Source organism: Xanthomonas sp. 3075, assembly GCF_014197275.1.
GTDB classification, from domain to species: Bacteria; Pseudomonadota; Gammaproteobacteria; order Xanthomonadales; family Xanthomonadaceae; genus Xanthomonas; species Xanthomonas campestris_B.
The window spans coordinates 216,087-233,802 of the sequence record NZ_JACIFI010000002.1 but is presented as its reverse complement, the minus strand read 5'-3'; the positions used below and the strand labels follow the sequence as shown (position 1 = coordinate 233,802).

The window sequence follows — 17,716 nt, the reverse complement described above, 5'->3', positions numbered from 1 at the left end:
ATGCACGGCGTGTTCCGCAAGCGGCGAGGGCACCGCGCACGCGACGCACCAATGCGCGGCTCAAGCAATCCGCGCAGCGATGACCCATCAGCGAACGATCAGACCTCGCGCGCGGCCGCAAATTCGGCGCGCACGGCCGGCGTACACAACCGCCACGCCAGCGCCGCATGCACGCAGCCGATTGCCAGGGCGCCCAGCCCGGTCAGCAGCAGCGCGGCCTGGCGGGTCGCCTGCAGGCGCACTTGCAGCTCGGGCCATTCGGCGCTGTGCACGACGTCGGCAGGCAACATGGCCTGCACACCATCGAACAACGGCCCGATCAAGGCCAGGCCGCCGAAATTGAGCAGGCCGGTCACCAGTAACACCATCACGAAGCCGATACGCGCCCATTCGCGTCGCTGCAGCAAGGCCCAGCTCAGCCACGCAAACGCCACCGACACCACCACGCCGACGACCGATAACGACAGCGCATGGTCGATCAGCCATTGCCACGACGCGGGCAGGGTGATGCCCTCCGGCAGCCCCAGTGACGCTGTATCGGGTAGCAGCACGATCAGCATGATCTGCAAGGCGTTGGTCATCGCACTGACCACCCCGAGCAGCAACGACACCCATGCCAGCGGGGTGACGAAGCCGCCGCGTGGTCGCGATGACGGTGCCGGCGTCGCGTTCATTGCAGCGATGCGATGTGGGCGGCCACGGCGGCCTGACCAGGCGGATCCAGCGACGGCTGCAGCTGCGCATACCAACCGGGCAGCGCATCGGCTGGCAGACACGCGCGCAGCAATGGCGTGCTGCGCTCCAGGAATGCCTCCAGGAAGGGGAGCCCGCGCACGTAGAGGAAATGGCTGTCGGTGATCGACATGCCCGCATACGCCTCGCGTAACCATTCCAGGTGCGGCAGCGCGTGCGCACCGTGGCCGGCGCGGGTCAGCGCGGTGAGGAAACTGGTGCGCGCGGTGGCGGGCGAGGTGGAGCGCTCTTGCGCGTTCAAATCATCGAAGGTCAGCAACCACTGTTCGCCACGGTCGATCTCGTTGCACATCACCGAGGTGGTCGCCAACTGCAATGCGTTGTGCGCGGTTGGCTCCAGTTCGTATAGCGCCAGCCAGTGCGGGTACGCCTCGCGATAGCGGTCCAGCGCGCTCAGTGCCAGCGCGCATAACCGCTGCGCATCGGCGCCGACATGCAACTGCGCCTGTGCGGCATTGACCGCGCCCACGTGATCCCCGCGCTGGAACAAGTGGAGCGCGGGCAGCAATGCAGGATCGATCTCGACGGCAGTTTCCGCGTTGTCTGCAACCGCCGCCGGCGCCACGACCGGTTCGGTTCGTGGCGTCTTTGTCGCGGCGGGCTCGCGCCCAAGTAAACGATCCCACAGGCCCATTGCATCTACCTTCTGCGCGCCGGTCGGTGAGTGAAGCCGCAGCTATGCCGGCGGCGCACCGGTCAGGCGACAGACCGACGCAGAAGGGCGCGCAATGCGCCAGCGATCTGCCGATCCTTGGCCAAGCTTAGAGCGACTTGCGTAGGTTGAGGTGAGTGCGAGCCAAGCGCTCACCCGACGAGCCAACGCATTGCGCATCCTGCCGGACCGTGGCGGCCGCTCGCTGCTGGCGCGGCCTGCCGACGATACCTGGGTATCGGCGAGCGGAGCGATGCATCACTCCGCCGGCGGTCTTATTGCTTCACCTGCTCGTTGAACAACGTGAGGATGCGCTTGTACTCGTCCAGCCACGAATCGGCACGCGTAAAGCTGTGGCGTTCCAGCGGATACGGTGCCACCTGCCAGTTGTCCTTGTGCAGTTCCATCAATCTCTGCGTCATGTCCACCGAGTCCTTGAAGAACACGTTGTCGTCGATCATGCCGTGCGCGATCAGCAGATGGTCGCGCAACCCGTCGGCATAGTTGATCGGCGATGAAGTCTTGTACGCCTGCGGATCGAGCTCGGGCGTGTTGAGGATGTTGGAGGTGTATTCGTGGTTGTACTGCATCCAGTCGCCCACCGGCCTTAGCGCCGCACCGGCCTTGAAGGTGCCGGGGCTGCGGAACAGCGCCATGTAGGTCATGAAACCGCCGTACGAGCCGCCGTAGATGCCGGCACGCGAGCGATCGCCCTGCTTGGTGTCGACCAGCCAATCCAGTCCGTCCAGATAGTCTTCCAGCTCCGGGTGGCCCATGTTGCGGTAGATCGCGGTGCGCCAGTCGCGGCCGTAGCCCTCCGAGGCGCGGTAATCCAGATCCAGCACGATGTAGCCCTGCTGCACCAGCAGGTTGTGGAACATCTGCTCGCGGAAATACGGCGTGTAGCGCTGCGAGACGTTCTGCAGATAGCCCGCGCCGTGCACGAACATCACGATCGGATACCGCTTGCCGGGCTCGGGGGTCTGCGGCCCGTAGTATTTGCCCCAGACCGTGCCGGCGCCATGCTTGGACGGCACCTGCACGTATTGCGGTGCGATCCACGGCTGCGCCTTGAAGGCCGACGTGCGGGTGTCGGTGAGCACCGTGGCCTGACCGCCCGCCGCCGGCACCACCGCCAGCTGCGGCGGCAGATAGGCGCCGGAATAGCGCACCAGCAACTGCTGCCCGTTCGGCGACAGGCTGAAGCCTTCCACGCCGTTCAACGCAGTGACTTCGGTGAGCTGATCGCTGCGCAGATCGAGCTTGCAGACCTCGTAATCGCCCGGCCATTTCTGGTTGCAGAGAAAGAACATGCCGCCGCCATCGGCGCTGGGCACCGGCATCGACACTTCCCACTTGCCGCGCGTGCGCTGTCGCGGCTTGCCGTTGCCTTCCACCGTGTACAGCTGCGAATAGCCGGATTCTTCCGACAGCAGCCACAGCGTGCGGTTGTCGGGCAGCCAGCCGAAATCGTTGAAGTCCCAGTTGATCCAGGCGCTGTCGCTCAGGCGATGACGCGGCTGCAGTTTGGCGTTGTCCAGATCCACGCTGGCGATCCAGCGGTCCTTGTTGTCCACTGCGCGGATTTCCACCGCCACATTGCGGCCGTCATCGCTCCAATGCACTGCCGGCCCGCTGCCGTCGCCGTCGCTTTCCACGCGCACGGCGCGGTTGCCCTTGAGCGCATCGCGCTTGGCGGCCTTGCGCAGCGCCGCCAGCGGATCGGCGGCAATGCCCGGCAGCGTGTCGAAGGACAGCGGCTTGGCAGTGCCCGCACTGACATCGACCAACCACAGCGCATGCGCCACCGGGGCATTGCGACCGACGCGGGTGCGCACTTCCTGGAATTCTTCGTAGCCGGATTCGGTCACGTACTTGGGCATCTTGCCGGCCTGGCCCTCTTCGGCGCCCTTGGCCTGGGTGACCACCAGCAGATGGCGGCCGTCCGGCGACAGCGCGCTGTCGACGATCTCCACCTCATCGCCGAGGTAGACCGGCGCGGCGGCACGCGTGGTATCGGCGCGGCGCCAGGCATCTTCCTGTGTGCGCAATGCGTCGCGTTGTTCGCGGTCGCGGCGCAGCGTGGCCAGCGTGGCCAGTTGCTGCTCGCGCAGCACATCGGCCTTGGGGGCCGCATCGGGATCGCGCTCGGCCTTGACCACCGCCACCTGCGCGGTGCCGCCATCGGTGCGCCAGTGATACCAGTTGTTGCCTGCGCGCCAGATCGCACCGCCGTCGCTGGCGAATTGCGGCCGCGATTCGACCTCGTTGCTGCGGGTCAGCTGGGTGAGCGCGCCAGAGCGCAGATCGCGCAGGAAGATGTCGCCGTTGCGCGCGAACAGCATGCGCTGACGGGTTGCGTCGTAACTGGGGTTGTCGGCATCCAGGCCGGCGCGGGCGTTGTCGGCCACGCGTTCGGCTGCCGCGCCGCCGCTGGCCTGACGATAGGTGTCGCGCACCGGACTGCCGCTGCGTTTGAGCTGGTATTGCACCTGTTTGCCATCCCACTGCCACCAGGCCTGCTCCACCGACGGCCCGATCCAGTCCGGATCGGCCATCACCTGTTCGATGGTCAGCGGTGCGGCGGACTGCGCATGTGCAGTGACGGCCAGCAACAAGAAAGACAACGGCAACAATCTGGGCATCGGTAACGGCTGGACGCAACGGAGTAGCGGACAAGCCTAGCAGCTTGTTTCTGCGACAGGCTTGGGCCACAGGTCATGTGCGTGAGTGCGTTGGATCGCGTCGCTGAAAACGTCGGCGCGGCCGTGAATGGCGGGCGCGACCATGATGGCCGGGTCGGAGGCTGCCAATGACGATCAACCGCGTGGGTGGATGCATCACGATGGAACGACAAACGCATCGTCAGCGTGCAAGTGCGTGGTGCGCCTGGCCGTTGCGATGCGACGGCCCGCCTGCCGCGCCTGTGTCCGAACGCGCTCTGGTGCACGTCTGGAATCGCACGGTTTGGCCGTGGGCGCTGGGCAACTGCAATGGAAGGCTGCGTGCTTGCTGGCGGCATAGGCGCTGCTGTGGCCAGCAACCGCCATGCGCCATCGCGCAGGGCACATGCCTCGTCGCAGTGCATGTCATTGCCATGGTCCGTGCGACGCATTGCCCACCGCAGCAAAGACGCGCCGACCCCGGGGTTGCCGCGCCGCCGGAAACCTCCCGACTTGCCAGCAGCGCAGGTGGCGGCCAAGCTAGCGCGCTTTTGCGACTGTCGGTTCCTATGTCCAGCTTGCCCGCTTCTGCTGTTTTCCACCCGATGGCCGTCGGCGCGCCCGGCCGGCCATTGGCCTGGCGGGCAGGGCAATCGGTCGATCTGGCCACCTTCATCGCGCATGTGCACGGCCTGGCGCAGCAGCTGCCTGCCGGCCGCCACGCGGTGAATCTGTGCGAAGACCGCTACCGCTTCATGGTGGCCTTCTACGCGTGTGCGCTGCGCGGGCAGGTGTCGCTGCTGCCGTCCTCGCGCGCCCCGGCGGTGGTGGGCGAAGTGCAGGCGCGCCACGACGATGCGTACTGCCTGGGCGATCTGGCGCTGGAACTCGCGCCGCCGCGCTATTGGCAGTTGCCGGCCGAATTGCCGCAGGCCGAGGGCCCGATCCCGCAGTTGGCCGACGACGCCCTGGTGGCGATCGGCTTCACCTCCGGCAGCACCGGCAGCCCGCAGCCCAACCCCAAGACCTGGGGCAGTTTCCTGACCAGTACCCGGCAGGATCTGGTGGCGCTGGAAAGCCTGTGGGCGCATACCGATGCGGTGCCGCACGTGGTGGCCACGGTGCCGCCGCAGCATATGTACGGCATGGAATTGTCGGTGCTGCTGCCGATGGTGACCGCGCTTGCGGTGCATGCGGGCCGCCCGTTCTTCCCCGACGATGTGGCGCGTGCGCTGGCCGATATTCCCGCCCCGCGCGTGTTGGTGACCACGCCGGTGCATCTGCGCGCGCTGGTCGAATCCGGCGTGGCGTTGCCGCCGCTGGTCGGCATCGTGTCGGCCACCGCGCCGCTGGCGCAGGACGTTGCGGCGGCCGCCGAGGCGCGCTTCGGCGGCGAAGTGCGCGAGATGTTCGGTTCCACCGAAACCTGCGTGTTCGCCGTGCGCCGCACCGCACTGGAAATGTCATGGACACCGCTGCCGGGCGTACGCCTGGAAACACAGGCGGCCGGCACCCTGGTGCATGCACCGCATCTGGCCACACCGGTATTGCTGGCCGACATGATGGATGTGGCCGACGACGGTAGTTTCCAGGTGCGCGGGCGTCAGGCGGACCTGCTGGAAATCGCCGGAAAACGCGCCTCGCTGGCCGACCTCACCCGTCGCCTGCTCGCCATCCCCGGCGTGATCGACGGCACCATCGTGCAGCTTCCCGCCGATCCCGGTCAGGCGGTCGGCCGCATCGCCGCATTGGTGGTCGCCCCGACCCTGGACGAAGCGCACATCCTCGCCGCCCTGCGCGCCAGCGTGGACCCGGTATTCCTGCCGCGCCGCCTGCGCAAACTCGCCGCATTGCCACGCAACGAAACCGGCAAACTGCCGCGCGATGTGGTGCTGGGCTTGCTCAACGGCTGAGCGATGGTGGGCAACACGGTGTGCAGGTCGATCACAGCGGCCGCGCGATCGGATTGCTCACTGACCGGGCGCTGGATGAGAACAGATGTAGGACGAAAAACGCGCCATCAGGCCGGTTTCCCGCAGCGCCTGCAGGGTCGCATTTACCTGGCAGGTCAATCCATTCTGGTCCGCGCAACGCCGATCGGCGGCGTTGACGGCATTCAAGCGCGTGCGGTCCCGTTGTGTCAGCTGCGCCTGGAACCCTTCCTGGGCGAAATCCAGGTCACCCGGCGTGATGGATCTGATCCGTCGCGCGGGACAGCGTCGATCGGTCTGGTCTGCCAGCGTTTCGAACGCGGGTCCTTCGAATATCTGCGGACTGGCGTGGGTGGCGGCCGCCAGGACGATTGCGAAAACAAGCATGTTGCCTCCGTGAGAACATCGTCTCGTCGACAGCGCGCACGCTCTCACCGATAGCGACTGCCGGCCAGCGCCTGCGCGTGGAACGGTCAGTGGCGGGATAGATAGATAACCGCCTGGCCGCGACGATGGGGGTATCTCCGCGCTGCATGCGGTTTTCAGTGGCGACGGTTAGCCACGGTCCGCAGCATCCGCACGCACGGCATCACTCAGCCGTGCACGCCATCAATCTCCACCGCCAGCTCGTCGCGGCAGATCACCGCATGCAGCAGCAGGCGCGGGACCGCATCGCCGAAGCGCGCGTCCAGCGCCTGCGCGACCTTGGGCAGGTCGGCAGGTTCGCGCACGTAGACCTTCAGGCGGGTGCCGGCGCCGAACTGCGCGGGCAGGGCGGGAGCGTGCTGGCGTGCGGCACCGAGCAGGGCGTCGAAGTTGGCGAAGGTCTCTTCCAGCTGCGCCAGCAGCTGGCCGGTATGCATCGAGGCGTGACCGACCACCGCAGCGGTGCCCGACAGCAGCAGCGGCATGTCGCTGCCGGCCGGCGGCAGCATGGCGCGGGCGAAGCTCGGCGATTGCGGGCCGTATTGGCGCGGATAGTTGTAGGCGCTGACCTGGCGCGGATTTTCCAGCGGGGTGCCGGCATCGGTGGCGGCCAACCAGTAGATCTGGATGATGCGCTCGGCATCGCAGCGCCCCACCGCCGTGGCGGCCGGCAGCTGTGCGGTATCGAACGCGCCCAGGCCGCGCGCGCGGCCCACGCAGAACTGGCGGTAGCGCTCACGGTCGCCGCTGCCCAGGGTGATGGCGTCCAGGTAATTCCAGATGCGCAGCAGGCGCGGGGTCTGGCTGCCGGTGACGAACGCGGTGATCTCTGCATACGCCTTGGCGGCGGCCTCTTCGATCTCCACCTCCTGCTCGTCGATCTCGATCACGCCGAACTGCAGGCGCCCGTCGCTGGACCAGGCAATGTGGCCATCGCGGCCGCTGCGCACCGGGGAATCGCTGCGCCACACTTCCAGCACGTTGGCCCGATACGGCTGCAACGGCACCCGCAGGTAGCGCGGATCGTCCAGGCGTGGAGCGGCATCGCCGAAGCCGAACACGGCCAGCACCTGCGGGTCGGCCAGCAGGGCCGATGGGTCGGTCTGATCGACATAGTCGATCTGCAGGCGGGGATGGCGCACGGTGTGCGTGGTCTGGGCCTGGGAAGCAGTCATTGCGTTTCTCGTTGCAGGGTATCGCCGTCGAAGCCGAGCTTGGCCTGGCGCCGGCGATGGCGCCAGGCATGCCAGGCGCGCGGCATGATCGACAGGGTGGTGAGCGCATAGATGGCGCGGAATGCGCGCAGGCGCAGACGGACTTTGGGGCTATCGAACACGTCGCCGGCCAGCATCGCCACCACCGCTTCTTCGATCTGGAAGACGTTTTGCGGTTGCGCAAACAGCGCACGCATGGTTGGGGAGGTAAAGCGATAGATGAACCACTTGAATTCATCCACGCCGCGGGTGAGTTCGCGCTGCAACGCACGCTGCAGTTTCGCTTCGTGCTGTGGCGCGCGCAGCGCTGCATCCACCATCGCCGCACCGCGCTCGGCGCTGTGCATGGCCAGGAACACGCCGGAGGAAAACATCGGGTCGACAAAGGTGTAGGCATCGCCCAGCAGCAACCAGCGCGTCCCGGCCATGCGCGTGCATTCGTAGGCGTAATTGCCGGTGGCGTGCACCGGTGCGACCCGCTCGGCACCCGACATGCGCGCGCCGAGCTCGGCGTTGAGCGCCAGCGTGCGCATGAAGAACCCTTCGCTATCGCCCTTGCGGGTCTTCATGTACTCGGGGTAGCAGACCGCGCCGACGCTGGTGATGTCGTCCGGCAACGGGATCAGCCACATCCAGCCATGCGCATGGCGGTAGATGCTGATGTTGCCGGCATCTTCGCCCGGGCGACGCGTCACCCCGCGGAAATGACTGAACACGGCCGCCGATTGATGCCTGGCATTGGCGCGTTTGAGCTTGAAGCGGTTGCCCAGGAAGGTGTCGCGGCCGCTGGCATCGAGCAGATAGCGCGGGCGGAATTGCTGCGCTTGGCCATCGGCGGCGCGCGCCTGCAGCACCGGTTGTTGGCCATCGAACGCCACCTGCTCGACCTTGACCTGTTCGCGCGCATCCACGCCCACCGCCCGTGCGCGCGCGAACAGCACCTGGTCGAACTGCGCACGCGGCACCTGGAAGGCGAAATCGGCCTTGGCATCGAGTGCGCGCGAAAACCGGAAGGTGTTGTAGCCGCCGGCATCGTTGGGGAAATCCGCACCGCGTTTGAGTACGCCGATGCCACGCACCTGCTCGAGCACGCCCAGGCGTTCGAGGATCGGCATGTTCATCGGCAGCAGCGATTCGCCGATATGGAAGCGCGGGTGCTGCTCCTTTTCGAGCAGGGTGACCGCCCAGCCGAGTTCCGCCAGCACGATCGCCGCCGCGCAGCCGGCCGGCCCGCCGCCGATGATCAAGACGTCCGGGCACTCGGGTCCGGGAGCGGGCCCGGCGCTGGGCGTAGCAGCCGGGGCGAGGCGAACAGCGGTGGAAGTCATCCTGGAACGAACCTGCGGCGAGCGAGCGTCATGCAGGCATGATAGCCTGACCGGCGGCCCGGACAGCTGTCTCGGGCACCGGTCCTGCCGACGCACGGCCGCACTCGGATCGGCAGTTACGACAACGTACACTGCGGTTCTGCGCGGCGGCCATCGCACTCAAGCGGTCGTGTGCGCTGCGCCTTGCCTGTTTCGAAACTTGTTGCCCGACCCTCACCTGTGGAAGCTCTGGATGTCCTCGCAAACCGCTGCCGAACGTGAACTGGCCGAACTTCTGGTCGAAAGTCTGAACCTGGAGGACGTCCAACCCGCCGACATCGATCCGGAAGCGCCGTTGTTCAACACCGGGCTGGGACTGGATTCGATCGACGCGCTGGAACTGGCGCTGGCGATCAGCAAGCGCTACGGCTTCCAGCTGCGCTCCGACAACGACGAGAACCGTCGCATCTTCGCGTCGCTGCGCGCATTGTCGGCGCATGTCCAAGCCAACAAGACCGTCTGAGGTTCCGACCGCAGCGCCCGCCGATGCACCCCCGTGGGTGCTGGGGCTGGGCGTGGTACTGGCGGTGGCGTATTCGCCGCTGGCGCATTGGGCCAACGCCAGTCATCGCCCGGATCTGGCGGTCATCGCCGGGGCGCTGCTGGTGCTGATGGTGCTGATCGAGCCGATGGTCGCGCGCCGTGCCTGGGCCTGGGCGCTGGCGGTGCTGATCTTGGCCGGCCTGAGCGCGTTGTGGCATTCGCCCTACGCCATGTTGCTGTTGGCCGCGCCGCCGGTGGTGTTCACCGGCTGGATCGCCTGGTTCTTCGGCCGCAGCCTGCGCCGTGGGCGCACGCCGCTGATCACCCGCATCGTCGAAGGCCTGTACTCCCAGGCCGGCATGCCGATCACCCCGGGGCAATACCGCTATACGCGCCGCCTCACCCTGATCTGGACCTTGCTGCTGTGCGGCCTGACCCTGGTCAATCTGGTGCTCGGCCTGTGCGCCGAACCCAGTGGCGTGCTGGCGCAATTGGGCCATGCCTCGCCGCTGCCGATCAGCGATGCGCGCGCCTCGTTGTTCGCCAATCTGCTGGTCTATGGCGTGGTTGGCGGGTTCTTCGTGGGCGAATATCTCTTGCGCGGCCGCTGGTTTCCGCAGCGTCCCTATCGTAATCTGCCAGACTTCTTGCGCCAGATGGCGCGGCTCGGGCCGGAGTTCTGGCGCGATCTGCTGCGCTGAGTGCGTGGCCAGGGGCAGCGACGTACGTGCAGATTTTCGGGGACAAGACAAAAATGCCGTTGGCAAGGATGCCGTCGCGCCTGGCGTGGGCCGTGTTCAACCTGTTGCAGTTGGTTTTTACGCTGGCGTTTACCGCCGGCGGCATCGTCTATGCGCTGGCATTGCTGGCGATCACGCGCGATGCCGACCGCCTGCTGCGTATGGGTGCCTGGATGTGGTCGCCGGTGCTGTTTCGCGGCGCCGGTGCCAAGGTGATCGTGGAAGGCCGCGAGCGCGTGGACTGGTCCAAGAATTATCTGTTCGTCAGCAACCACCAGTCGATCATCGATATCTGCGCGTTGTTCTACGCATTGCCGGTGCCGCTGCGGTTTCTGTTGAAGGAAGAAATGCTCAAGGTGCCGTTCGTGAACTGGTATGCGCGGGCCACCGGCATGTTGTTCCTGGACCGCGACAGCCGGCGCGCCGGGGCGATGGTAAGGCGCCAGGCCGCCGCGTTGCTGCGCGAAGGCAAACAGTTGTGCCTGTTTCCCGAAGGCACGCGCAGCCGCAGCGGTGCGTTATTGCCATTCAAGGCCGGGCTACTGCAGGCCGCTATCGATGCTGGTGTGCAGGTGGTGCCGGTGGCGCTGGATGGCTGCGGCAAGGTACTGCCGGTGGAGGGTGTGTTCAGGGTGCGCCCCGGCACTATCCGCGTGCGCATTGGCGATCCGATCCCGGTGACGGGGCCCGATGCGCCGGACCGCCAGCAATTGACCGAGCAGGCACACAACGCCGTGGCTGCCATGCTTCAACCCAGGATCTGAGTTACCCGCTATGGATTTCGTCGTACCGCATGATCATCCCTGCCTGCCCGGGCACTTTCCGGGTCGCCCCGTGGTGCCTGGCGTGGTCGTGCTCGACCATGTGCTGCAGGTGGTGGAAGCGCTGCATGGCCCACGCGCTGCGGCGCGCCTGCCGCAGGTGAAGTTCGTGCAGCCGCTGTTGCCCGGCCAGACGGCGTGCGTGACGCTGGACGGCGAGGGCCCGCGCTGGCGTTTTCGCGTGCAACGCGACGACGCGCTGCTGGTCAGCGGCGAAGTGGTGGCGGAGGCCGCGGTATGAGCAGTCAGTGGAAACAACGCCCGGAAGGCGGTGGGCGCTTTGCGTTGTGGCTGATCCGGGGCATCGCCCAGCACGCCGGGCGCGCAGTGGGACGTGCGCTGCTCTACCCGATCACGCTGTACTTCCTGCTGGTGCGTGCGCCCGAGCGCAACGCCTCGCGCGCCTACCTGGCCCGCGTGCTCGATCGCCCGGCCACGCTGCGCGATGTGGCCCGGCACATCCACAGCTTCGCCTCGACCATCCTGGACCGCGTCTACATGTTGTGCGGGCAGATGCAGCGTTTCCGCGTCGACATCACCGGGCTGGATCAACTGCATACGCAGATGGACCGCGGCCGCGGCGTGCTGATCTTCGGCTCGCACCTGGGCAGCTTCGATGCGCTGCGCGTGCTGGCCACCGAGCGCCCGGACGTGCAGGTCAAGGTGGTGCTGGACAAGGCCCACAACCGCGCGATGACCGACCTGCTGGGCGCACTGAACCCGCAACTGGCCGCCAACATCATCGACGCCGGCATGGACGCGACCTCGATCGTCATGGCGATCAAGGACGCCACCGATGCCGGTGCGCTGGTGGCGTTGCTGATCGACCGCCCGCGCGAGGGCGACCCGGCATTGCCGGCGATGTTCCTCGGCCGCAATGCGATGTTCCCGACCTCGCCGTGGCTGATCGCCGCCGCGCTCAAGGTGCCGGTGGTGCTGGCGTTTGGCCTGTATCGTGGCGGCAATCACTACGAGCTGGCGTTCGAGACCTTCAGCGAAGGGTTGGACGTGCCGCGTCGCCAGCGTGCGCCGGTGTTGGCGTTACTCATGCGCGATTACGCTGCCAGGCTGGAACATTACACACGCTACGCGCCCTACAACTGGTTCAACTTCTACGATTTCTGGAACACCCACCATGCCGATGCGCCGCACCCTGCCGTGGATGCTGATACTGCTGTTCAGCGCCGCACCGCTATGCGCCGCACCGCCTGAGGCGCTGGACGTCGGCCAGGTGTTGCAGCGCCTGGCACGCCCCGCACCGGTCAGCACCGAGTTCGTCGAACTGCGCGGCTCTGCGCTGCTGAAGACGCCGCTGCGCGTGCAGGGCCATTACCGTCGCCCCGATGCGCAGACGCTGGTGCGCGAGGTCAGCGCGCCGTATCGCGAAACCACCACGTTGCAAGGCGACGAAGGCGTGCTGGAACGCGAAGGCAAGACGCCACGGCGTTTCTCGCTGAGCCGGGTACCGGAACTGGCCGGATTGAAATCCGGTTTCGGCGCATTGCTGGCTGGCGACCGCGCGCTGCTGGAGCAGCACTACCGCATCAGCGGGCAGGGCCAGCCGCAGGCCTGGCAACTGACCTTGCAGCCCAAGGATGCTGCCGTGGCCAGGCAGGTGCGCGAGTTGCGGCTGTACGGGCGCAATGACGAGTTGCGCTGCATCGAAAGCCTGCCGGCCAAGGGCGACGTGCAACGCACGTTGCTGGCCGGCGCGGCGCGTGAGGCGGCCAACGTGACCGATGCGGCGGCGCTGACCACGCTGTGCCACGGCCCAGGCGCGTGACGTGCGCCGCCCTCGGCAATAACGACGCGTCCGAACGATCCGATGCCGCGCGTGCGGCCGGTGCACGTTCCACCACCGCAGTAGAGCTTTCGCATGGCGCTTGAATTGAATGCAAACCGTCGTATCGGTCTGGCGCTGCTGTGGCTGGCCTTGCTGGCGGTTGCCGGCTTCTGGCTGAGCGAGACGCTCAAAGTCTCGGGTGACTTGCGCAAGTTCATGCCCGCCCTCAGTAAGCGGAACGTGCCTGTACCGCCCGATGCCGCGCGTGCGGCCGTTGCACGTTCCACCACCGCAGCAGAGCTTTCGCATGGCGCTTGAATTGAATGCAAACCGTCGTATCGGTCTGGCGCTGCTGTGGCTGGCCTTGCTGGCGGTTGCCGGCTTCTGGCTGAGCGAGACGCTCAAAGTCTCGGGTGATCTGCGCAAATTCATGCCCGCCCCGCGCACGCCTGCGCAGAAATTGTTGATCGAAGAACTCGGCGAAGGCCCCGGCTCGCGCCTGCTGCTGATGTCACTGTCCAAGAGCGATCCGGCCACGCTGGCTGCGCAGTCGCAGCAGTTGCAGCAGGCCCTGGCCGCGCAGCCGGAGCTGTTCGAGCTGGTCGGCAATGGCGGCAATACGGGGCTGGATGCGATCCCCGAGCGCTTGCTGCCATATCGCTATCTGCTCAGCGACAGCTTCGACAAGACGCCGCTGGATGCAGCCACGTTGGAAGCGGCGCTGCAGTCGCGGGTGCAGGATCTGGGTTCGCCTGCGGCCGCGATGGTGGAGCCGTTGCTGCCGCGCGATCCCACCCTGGAAGTGCTGCATCTGGCCGAAACCCTGCAGCCGGCAGCGGCACCGCAGACGCGTAACGCGGTGTGGTTCGACCGCGCCGGCAGCTCGGCCTTGTTGATCGTGCAGACGCGCGCAGCCGGCTTTGATCCCACCGGCCAGCAACTGGCCTACGACGCGGTGCAGGCGGCCTTCGCCAAGGTCAGCAAGGGCAGCACGACCCGGCTTACCTTGACCGGCCCCGGTGCATTCGCCGTGGAAATCACCGCGCGCACGCAGGGCGAGGCGCAATGGATCGGGACGCTGGATACGGTGGGACTGGTGTTGTTGCTGCTGGTCGCCTATCGCAGCTGGAAGATTCCGGTGCTCGGCGTGCTGCCGTTGGCCAGTGCCGGCTTGGCCGGTCTGGCTGCGGTGGCGCTGCTGTTCGATGGCGTGCACGGCATCACCGTGGCCTTCGGCTTCACCCTGATCGGCGTGGTGCAGGATTACCCGATCCACCTGTTCAGTCATCAGCGCCCGGGTCTGGATCCGCGCGACAACGCGCGTCATCTATGGCCGACGCTGGCCACCGGCGTGGTGTCCACCTGCATTGCCTATGTGACCTTCCTGTTTTCCGGTGTGGACGGCTTGCGGCAGCTGGCGGTGTTCACCATCGCCGGGCTGGCGACCGCTGCGGTCACCACCCGTTGGCTGTTGCCGTCGTTGATCGACCCGGCGCCACGCGACTACGCCGATTCGCGCATGCTCGCCGCGCTCTGGCGTGGCATCGCACGCTTGCCGCGGCCGCGCATCAGTCTGGCGGTGATTGCGGTGATCGGCATCGCGGTGATCGCCTTTGCACCAGGGCAGTTCTGGCAGAACGACCTGTCGAAATTGACCCCGGTGCCGCCCAAGGCGCTGGCGCAGGACACGCGGTTGCGACAGGAACTGGGCGCTCCCGATGTGCGTTACGTGCTCGCGTTGTCGGCAGCTAACGATGAGGCCGCGCTGCAGGCCAGCGAGCAGTTGCGCCCACGCCTGGATGCATTGATGCGCGACGGCGCTTTGACCGGCTACGACATGGCGGCGCGGTATCTGCCCAGCGCCAAGACCCAGCGTGCGCGTCAGGCCGCGTTGCCGGATGCCGCGCAGGCGCGTGCGTTGACCGACAGCGCCGTGGCGGCCACGCCGTTCCGCAGCGATGCGTTTGCGCCATTCCTGCAGGATCTGGAGCTAGCAAAGCAGGCCGCGCCGCTGCTGCCGAAGGACCTGGCCGGCTCGCCGCTGGCGACTTCGGTCGGTGGACTGTTGCTGGGGCGTGGCGATCGCAGCACGGCGCTGGTGTCGTTGACCGGGCTGCGCGATCCGGCGGTGCTGGCCGCCGCCGTGCGGGGCAGTGGCGCACAGCTGCTGGATCTCAAGGATGCGTCCGAATCCCTGGTGGCCGCGTATCGCGGGCGGGTGCTTGGCGCGTTGGTGCTGGCCGCGTTGCTGCTGGCAGTGACCGTGGCGATCGCGTTGCGCAGCCCGCGCCGGATCGTGCGTGTGCTGGTCCCGATGGCGCTGACCACGGTGCTGATCCTGGCGATCCTGCGCGGCACCGGCGTGGAGCTCAATCTGTTCCATCTGATCGCGCTGATCCTGGCGGCCGGTCTTGGCCTGGATTACGCGCTGTTTTTCGATCATGCCGGCGACGATCACGCCGACCAGTTGCGCACCTTGCATGCCTTGATCGTGTGCAGCCTGATGACCTTGCTGGTGTTCGCGTTGTTGGCGGCCTCCAGCATTCCGGTGCTGCGCGCGATCGGCAGCACGGTGGCGTTGGGCGTGCTGTTCAATTTCATTCTGGCCTTGCTGGTGTCGCGCGAGCCGACATTGGAGCGCACCACGCCCGGAGAGCCGCATGCAGGGACGTGACGCAATTGCCGCGCTGGTTCCGCATCAGGGCAGCATGTGCCTGTGGGAAGCGGTGGTGGAGTGGGATGCGCAGCGCATCGTGCTGCGTAGCGATGCGCATCGCTGCGACACGCATCCGCTGCGCTCCAATGGGCGCCTGCGCGCACTGCATCTGTGCGAATACGGCGCGCAGGCCATGGCCGTGCATGGCGGCTTGCTGGGCCGCGCATCGGGCAAGCCGGTGCGTCCGGGGATGTTGGTGGCGCTGCGTGCGGTGGACTTGCACGTCGCCTATCTGGACGACCTGCCCGATGCGATCGTCTGCGAGGCGCAGGTGCTGATGCAGGGCGAGGACAGCCAGCAATACAGCTTCCGCCTGACCCATCAGGGCCAGCTGCTCGCCGAGGGACGCGCCACGGTGATGCTGGGCGCCGCGCAGGACTAGCGGTTCATGCCGCCGTCCAAGCACGCTGCGCGCGCAGCACCGACGCGCAGCGCGCACCCGCGCGCTGCTGCAAGATGCCGGCACGGCTGTTCCTGCGCCAACCGCGAATCGCTAGGATGGTGATCTTTCCGCCGTCGTGGCTGCGGCTTCCAGCGAGATGTCCATGAGTACACCCGTTCCTCAGCGCCGCGCCCTGGTCACCGGCGGTAGCGGCGATCTTGGCGGTGCGATCTGCCGTCAGTTGGCCGCGCAAGGCCGCCACGTGATCGTGCACGCCAACCGCAATATCGCTCGCGCCGATGCGGTGGTCGCGGCGATCGTGGCCGATGGCGGTAGCGCGGAGGCGGTGGCATTCGATGTGGCCGATGCGCAGGCCAGCGCGGCGGCGCTGGCACGCCTGCTGGAGGTCGGCCTGATCCAGATCGTGGTCAACAACGCCGGCATCCACGACGACGCGCCGATGGCCGGCATGAACGCCGAACAGTGGCACCGGGTCATCGACGTGTCGTTGCATGGGTTCTTCAACGTCACCCAGCCATTGCTGCTGCCGATGGCGCGTACGCGCTGGGGCCGCATCGTCAGCCTGTCGTCGGTGGCGGCCGTGCTGGGCAATCGCGGCCAGACCAATTACGCCGCCGCCAAGGCCGCCTTGCACGGCGCCAGTAAATCGCTGTCGCGCGAAATGGCCAGCCGTGGCATCGCGGTCAACGTGGTCGCGCCGGGTGTGATCGAAAGCGAGATGGTCGGCGAGAGTTTTGCACCGGAGATGATCAAGCAACTGGTGCCGGCCGGGCGCGTCGGTAAACCCGACGAAGTCGCCGCGCTGGTCGCGTTCCTGTGCTCGGAGGCAGCCGGCTACATCAACGGCCAGGTCATCGGCATCAATGGCGGGATGGGCTGAGCCGGCCGGCGCAAGAGACGCAGCCGGCGCAGCGTGGGTCGCAACCTCGGCGCGTCAAATCGTGCACGGTGCAGATCGACAAGCGCACGCCGGTGTATAGCCGCTAACAAGCGACCACGCCCACCGCCAGGTGGGCGCAGCCGGCGTTGTGGTGCCCATCCGCTACCACCATGTTGGCAGCTGCGATGTCCTCACCGCTTGCCGGACCCGGTGGCGGCATGGATGCCGCTACCAAGCCTGCAGCGATGGATGGACGGCGTGTCCCGCAAGCAGTGAGGGCATCGCGCCCTCGACGGACCAACATCGCCACGACGTTGGCGAGGTCTTGTCAGCTGCTCTTAGCCGCCGGTCTCGTCGATCTTCAGGATCAGTTCGCGCTCGCGTGCACCACGCGCGGCGCTGCAATGCACCGACACCGTCTTGCCATTGGCGCGCAGGCGGCCGTCGACATACAGGCCATCGCCGCGGTCGTGATACGACGCTGTCCAGTTGTAGATGCTGGCGCCTTGCGCGAGGTAATGGGTTTCAGCAGCGCGCCGACACACCGGTACCAGGTCGCTGCCGTTCATCAGCAGCGGCTCGGGTGTGTACTGCACGACGTTCTGCGCAATGGCTTGCGTACTGACGAGGCCGACGATGGTCACGGCAAGCGAAAAGAGCAGCGGTCGATACACGGGTCACCTGACGTGAATGCGGATGTTTCAAGTGTAAGGGATCAATAACAAAACGACTGCGCAACCTCCACACAAGCGGAGCCGGTTTTCGCAATCGGCATGTACCAAGGGTGCGCTGCGGGTAGTGCGCGCCGTCCGCATCCAGCTGACGTCTGCTCGCCAGGCGTTGTCAGCCGCTCCCAGCGCCACGCCGAAACGCAGAAACGAATG

The 17,716-nt window shown here is 66.8% G+C and carries 18 protein-coding genes and 1 other RNA gene; 12 read left to right on the top strand and 7 right to left on the bottom strand.

Features of this window, described 5'->3' with window-relative positions:
* Positions 1-98: 98 nt before the first annotated feature.
* The 3 genes from GGR62_RS02980 to GGR62_RS02970 form a co-directional block, all read right to left on the bottom strand.
* A complete protein-coding gene (locus GGR62_RS02980; protein WP_184406490.1) occupies positions 99-674 on the bottom strand; it encodes a hypothetical protein in 576 nt (191 codons plus the stop codon).
* Positions 671-1,387: a hypothetical protein gene (locus GGR62_RS02975; protein ID WP_184406489.1), complete on the bottom strand. Its 717-nt coding sequence runs from the start codon at positions 1,385-1,387 to the stop codon at positions 671-673. The genes GGR62_RS02980 and GGR62_RS02975 overlap by 4 nt, the downstream gene beginning before the upstream one ends.
* 293 nt (positions 1,388-1,680) lie before the next feature.
* Entirely contained in the window at positions 1,681-4,041 is a 2,361-nt protein-coding gene (locus GGR62_RS02970) for a S9 family peptidase (RefSeq protein ID WP_184406620.1), read from the bottom strand.
* Positions 4,042-4,637: 596 nt separating this feature from the next.
* Here GGR62_RS02970 and GGR62_RS02965 point away from each other — a divergent pair.
* Positions 4,638-5,981 carry an AMP-binding protein gene (locus GGR62_RS02965; RefSeq protein WP_184406488.1) on the top strand — a complete coding sequence of 448 codons (1,344 nt, stop codon included), beginning with the start codon at positions 4,638-4,640 and terminating at the stop codon, positions 5,979-5,981.
* Positions 5,982-6,038: 57 nt separating this feature from the next.
* On the opposite strand, the gene GGR62_RS02960 is transcribed toward GGR62_RS02965, so the two are convergent.
* The 3 genes from GGR62_RS02960 to GGR62_RS02950 form a co-directional block, all read right to left on the bottom strand.
* The gene (locus tag GGR62_RS02960; RefSeq protein WP_184406487.1) at positions 6,039-6,386 is read right to left on the bottom strand and encodes a hypothetical protein; all 348 of its coding nucleotides are present in this window, start codon (positions 6,384-6,386) and stop codon (positions 6,039-6,041) included.
* A 206-nt stretch (positions 6,387-6,592) separates the two neighbouring features.
* The gene (locus tag GGR62_RS02955) at positions 6,593-7,600 is read right to left on the bottom strand and encodes a pteridine-dependent deoxygenase (RefSeq protein ID WP_070693896.1); all 1,008 of its coding nucleotides are present in this window, start codon (positions 7,598-7,600) and stop codon (positions 6,593-6,595) included.
* Positions 7,597-8,967: an FAD-dependent oxidoreductase gene (locus GGR62_RS02950; protein ID WP_184406486.1), complete on the bottom strand. Its 1,371-nt coding sequence runs from the start codon at positions 8,965-8,967 to the stop codon at positions 7,597-7,599. Before GGR62_RS02950 ends, GGR62_RS02955 begins: the two co-directional genes overlap by 4 nt.
* 232 nt (positions 8,968-9,199) lie before the next feature.
* Between GGR62_RS02950 and xanC the strand changes: the two genes are divergently transcribed.
* From xanC to fabG, 10 genes are all read left to right on the top strand, one after another.
* A complete protein-coding gene (gene xanC, locus GGR62_RS02945) occupies positions 9,200-9,469 on the top strand; it encodes a xanthomonadin biosynthesis acyl carrier protein XanC (protein WP_005914783.1) in 270 nt (89 codons plus the stop codon).
* A 37-nt stretch (positions 9,470-9,506) separates the two neighbouring features.
* Positions 9,507-10,190, top strand: coding sequence for a ketosynthase (locus GGR62_RS02940; protein WP_184406619.1), 684 nt, complete (start codon positions 9,507-9,509; stop codon positions 10,188-10,190).
* Positions 10,191-10,243: 53 nt separating this feature from the next.
* On the top strand, positions 10,244-10,993 hold the full coding sequence (locus GGR62_RS02935) for a lysophospholipid acyltransferase family protein (protein ID WP_184406485.1): 750 nt from the start codon (positions 10,244-10,246) through the stop codon (positions 10,991-10,993).
* A 10-nt stretch (positions 10,994-11,003) separates the two neighbouring features.
* Positions 11,004-11,291, top strand: coding sequence for a hypothetical protein (locus tag GGR62_RS02930; protein ID WP_184406484.1), 288 nt, complete (start codon positions 11,004-11,006; stop codon positions 11,289-11,291).
* A complete protein-coding gene (locus tag GGR62_RS02925; RefSeq protein WP_184406483.1) occupies positions 11,288-12,262 on the top strand; it encodes an acyltransferase in 975 nt (324 codons plus the stop codon). Before GGR62_RS02930 ends, GGR62_RS02925 begins: the two co-directional genes overlap by 4 nt.
* Positions 12,186-12,833 (top strand): LolA-related protein, encoded by a 648-nt coding sequence (locus tag GGR62_RS02920; protein ID WP_326520229.1) that lies wholly within the window; start codon positions 12,186-12,188, stop codon positions 12,831-12,833. The genes GGR62_RS02925 and GGR62_RS02920 overlap by 77 nt, the downstream gene beginning before the upstream one ends.
* Positions 12,834-12,926: 93 nt before the next feature.
* Positions 12,927-13,151: a hypothetical protein gene (locus GGR62_RS02915; RefSeq protein ID WP_184406482.1), complete on the top strand. Its 225-nt coding sequence runs from the start codon at positions 12,927-12,929 to the stop codon at positions 13,149-13,151.
* The gene (locus tag GGR62_RS02910) at positions 13,141-15,507 is read left to right on the top strand and encodes an MMPL family transporter (protein ID WP_184406481.1); all 2,367 of its coding nucleotides are present in this window, start codon (positions 13,141-13,143) and stop codon (positions 15,505-15,507) included. Before GGR62_RS02915 ends, GGR62_RS02910 begins: the two co-directional genes overlap by 11 nt.
* A complete protein-coding gene (locus GGR62_RS02905; RefSeq protein WP_184406480.1) occupies positions 15,494-15,931 on the top strand; it encodes a phosphotransferase in 438 nt (145 codons plus the stop codon). The genes GGR62_RS02910 and GGR62_RS02905 overlap by 14 nt, the downstream gene beginning before the upstream one ends.
* A 163-nt stretch (positions 15,932-16,094) precedes the next feature.
* A complete protein-coding gene (gene fabG, locus GGR62_RS02900) occupies positions 16,095-16,832 on the top strand; it encodes a 3-oxoacyl-ACP reductase FabG (RefSeq protein ID WP_184406479.1) in 738 nt (245 codons plus the stop codon).
* Positions 16,833-17,170: 338 nt separating this feature from the next.
* On the opposite strand, the gene GGR62_RS02895 is transcribed toward fabG, so the two are convergent.
* A complete protein-coding gene (locus tag GGR62_RS02895) occupies positions 17,171-17,506 on the bottom strand; it encodes a hypothetical protein (RefSeq protein ID WP_326520228.1) in 336 nt (111 codons plus the stop codon).
* 99 nt (positions 17,507-17,605) lie between these two features.
* Here GGR62_RS02895 and GGR62_RS02890 point away from each other — a divergent pair.
* A non-coding RNA gene (locus GGR62_RS02890) (sX9 sRNA) lies at positions 17,606-17,681 on the top strand.
* The last annotated feature ends 35 nt before the right edge of the window (positions 17,682-17,716 follow it).

What these genes read in the sequence shown, in the direction of transcription:
- GGR62_RS02980 (WP_184406490.1), bottom strand. Translation starts at nt 674, where the DNA reads ATGAACGCGACGCCGGCACCGTCATCGCGACCACGCGGCGGCTTCGTC.
- GGR62_RS02975 (WP_184406489.1), bottom strand. Translation starts at nt 1,387, where the DNA reads ATGGGCCTGTGGGATCGTTTACTTGGGCGCGAGCCCGCCGCGACAAAG.
- GGR62_RS02965 (WP_184406488.1), top strand. Translation starts at nt 4,638, where the DNA reads ATGTCCAGCTTGCCCGCTTCTGCTGTTTTCCACCCGATGGCCGTCGGC.
- GGR62_RS02960 (WP_184406487.1), bottom strand. Translation starts at nt 6,386, where the DNA reads ATGCTTGTTTTCGCAATCGTCCTGGCGGCCGCCACCCACGCCAGTCCG.
- GGR62_RS02955 (WP_070693896.1), bottom strand. Translation starts at nt 7,600, where the DNA reads ATGACTGCTTCCCAGGCCCAGACCACGCACACCGTGCGCCATCCCCGC.
- GGR62_RS02950 (WP_184406486.1), bottom strand. Translation starts at nt 8,967, where the DNA reads ATGACTTCCACCGCTGTTCGCCTCGCCCCGGCTGCTACGCCCAGCGCC.
- xanC (WP_005914783.1), top strand. Translation starts at nt 9,200, where the DNA reads ATGTCCTCGCAAACCGCTGCCGAACGTGAACTGGCCGAACTTCTGGTC.
- GGR62_RS02935 (WP_184406485.1), top strand. Translation starts at nt 10,244, where the DNA reads ATGCCGTTGGCAAGGATGCCGTCGCGCCTGGCGTGGGCCGTGTTCAAC.
- GGR62_RS02930 (WP_184406484.1), top strand. Translation starts at nt 11,004, where the DNA reads ATGGATTTCGTCGTACCGCATGATCATCCCTGCCTGCCCGGGCACTTT.
- GGR62_RS02925 (WP_184406483.1), top strand. Translation starts at nt 11,288, where the DNA reads ATGAGCAGTCAGTGGAAACAACGCCCGGAAGGCGGTGGGCGCTTTGCG.
- GGR62_RS02920 (WP_326520229.1), top strand. Translation starts at nt 12,186, where the DNA reads ATGCCGATGCGCCGCACCCTGCCGTGGATGCTGATACTGCTGTTCAGC.
- GGR62_RS02915 (WP_184406482.1), top strand. Translation starts at nt 12,927, where the DNA reads ATGGCGCTTGAATTGAATGCAAACCGTCGTATCGGTCTGGCGCTGCTG.
- GGR62_RS02910 (WP_184406481.1), top strand. Translation starts at nt 13,141, where the DNA reads ATGGCGCTTGAATTGAATGCAAACCGTCGTATCGGTCTGGCGCTGCTG.
- GGR62_RS02905 (WP_184406480.1), top strand. Translation starts at nt 15,494, where the DNA reads ATGCAGGGACGTGACGCAATTGCCGCGCTGGTTCCGCATCAGGGCAGC.
- fabG (WP_184406479.1), top strand. Translation starts at nt 16,095, where the DNA reads ATGAGTACACCCGTTCCTCAGCGCCGCGCCCTGGTCACCGGCGGTAGC.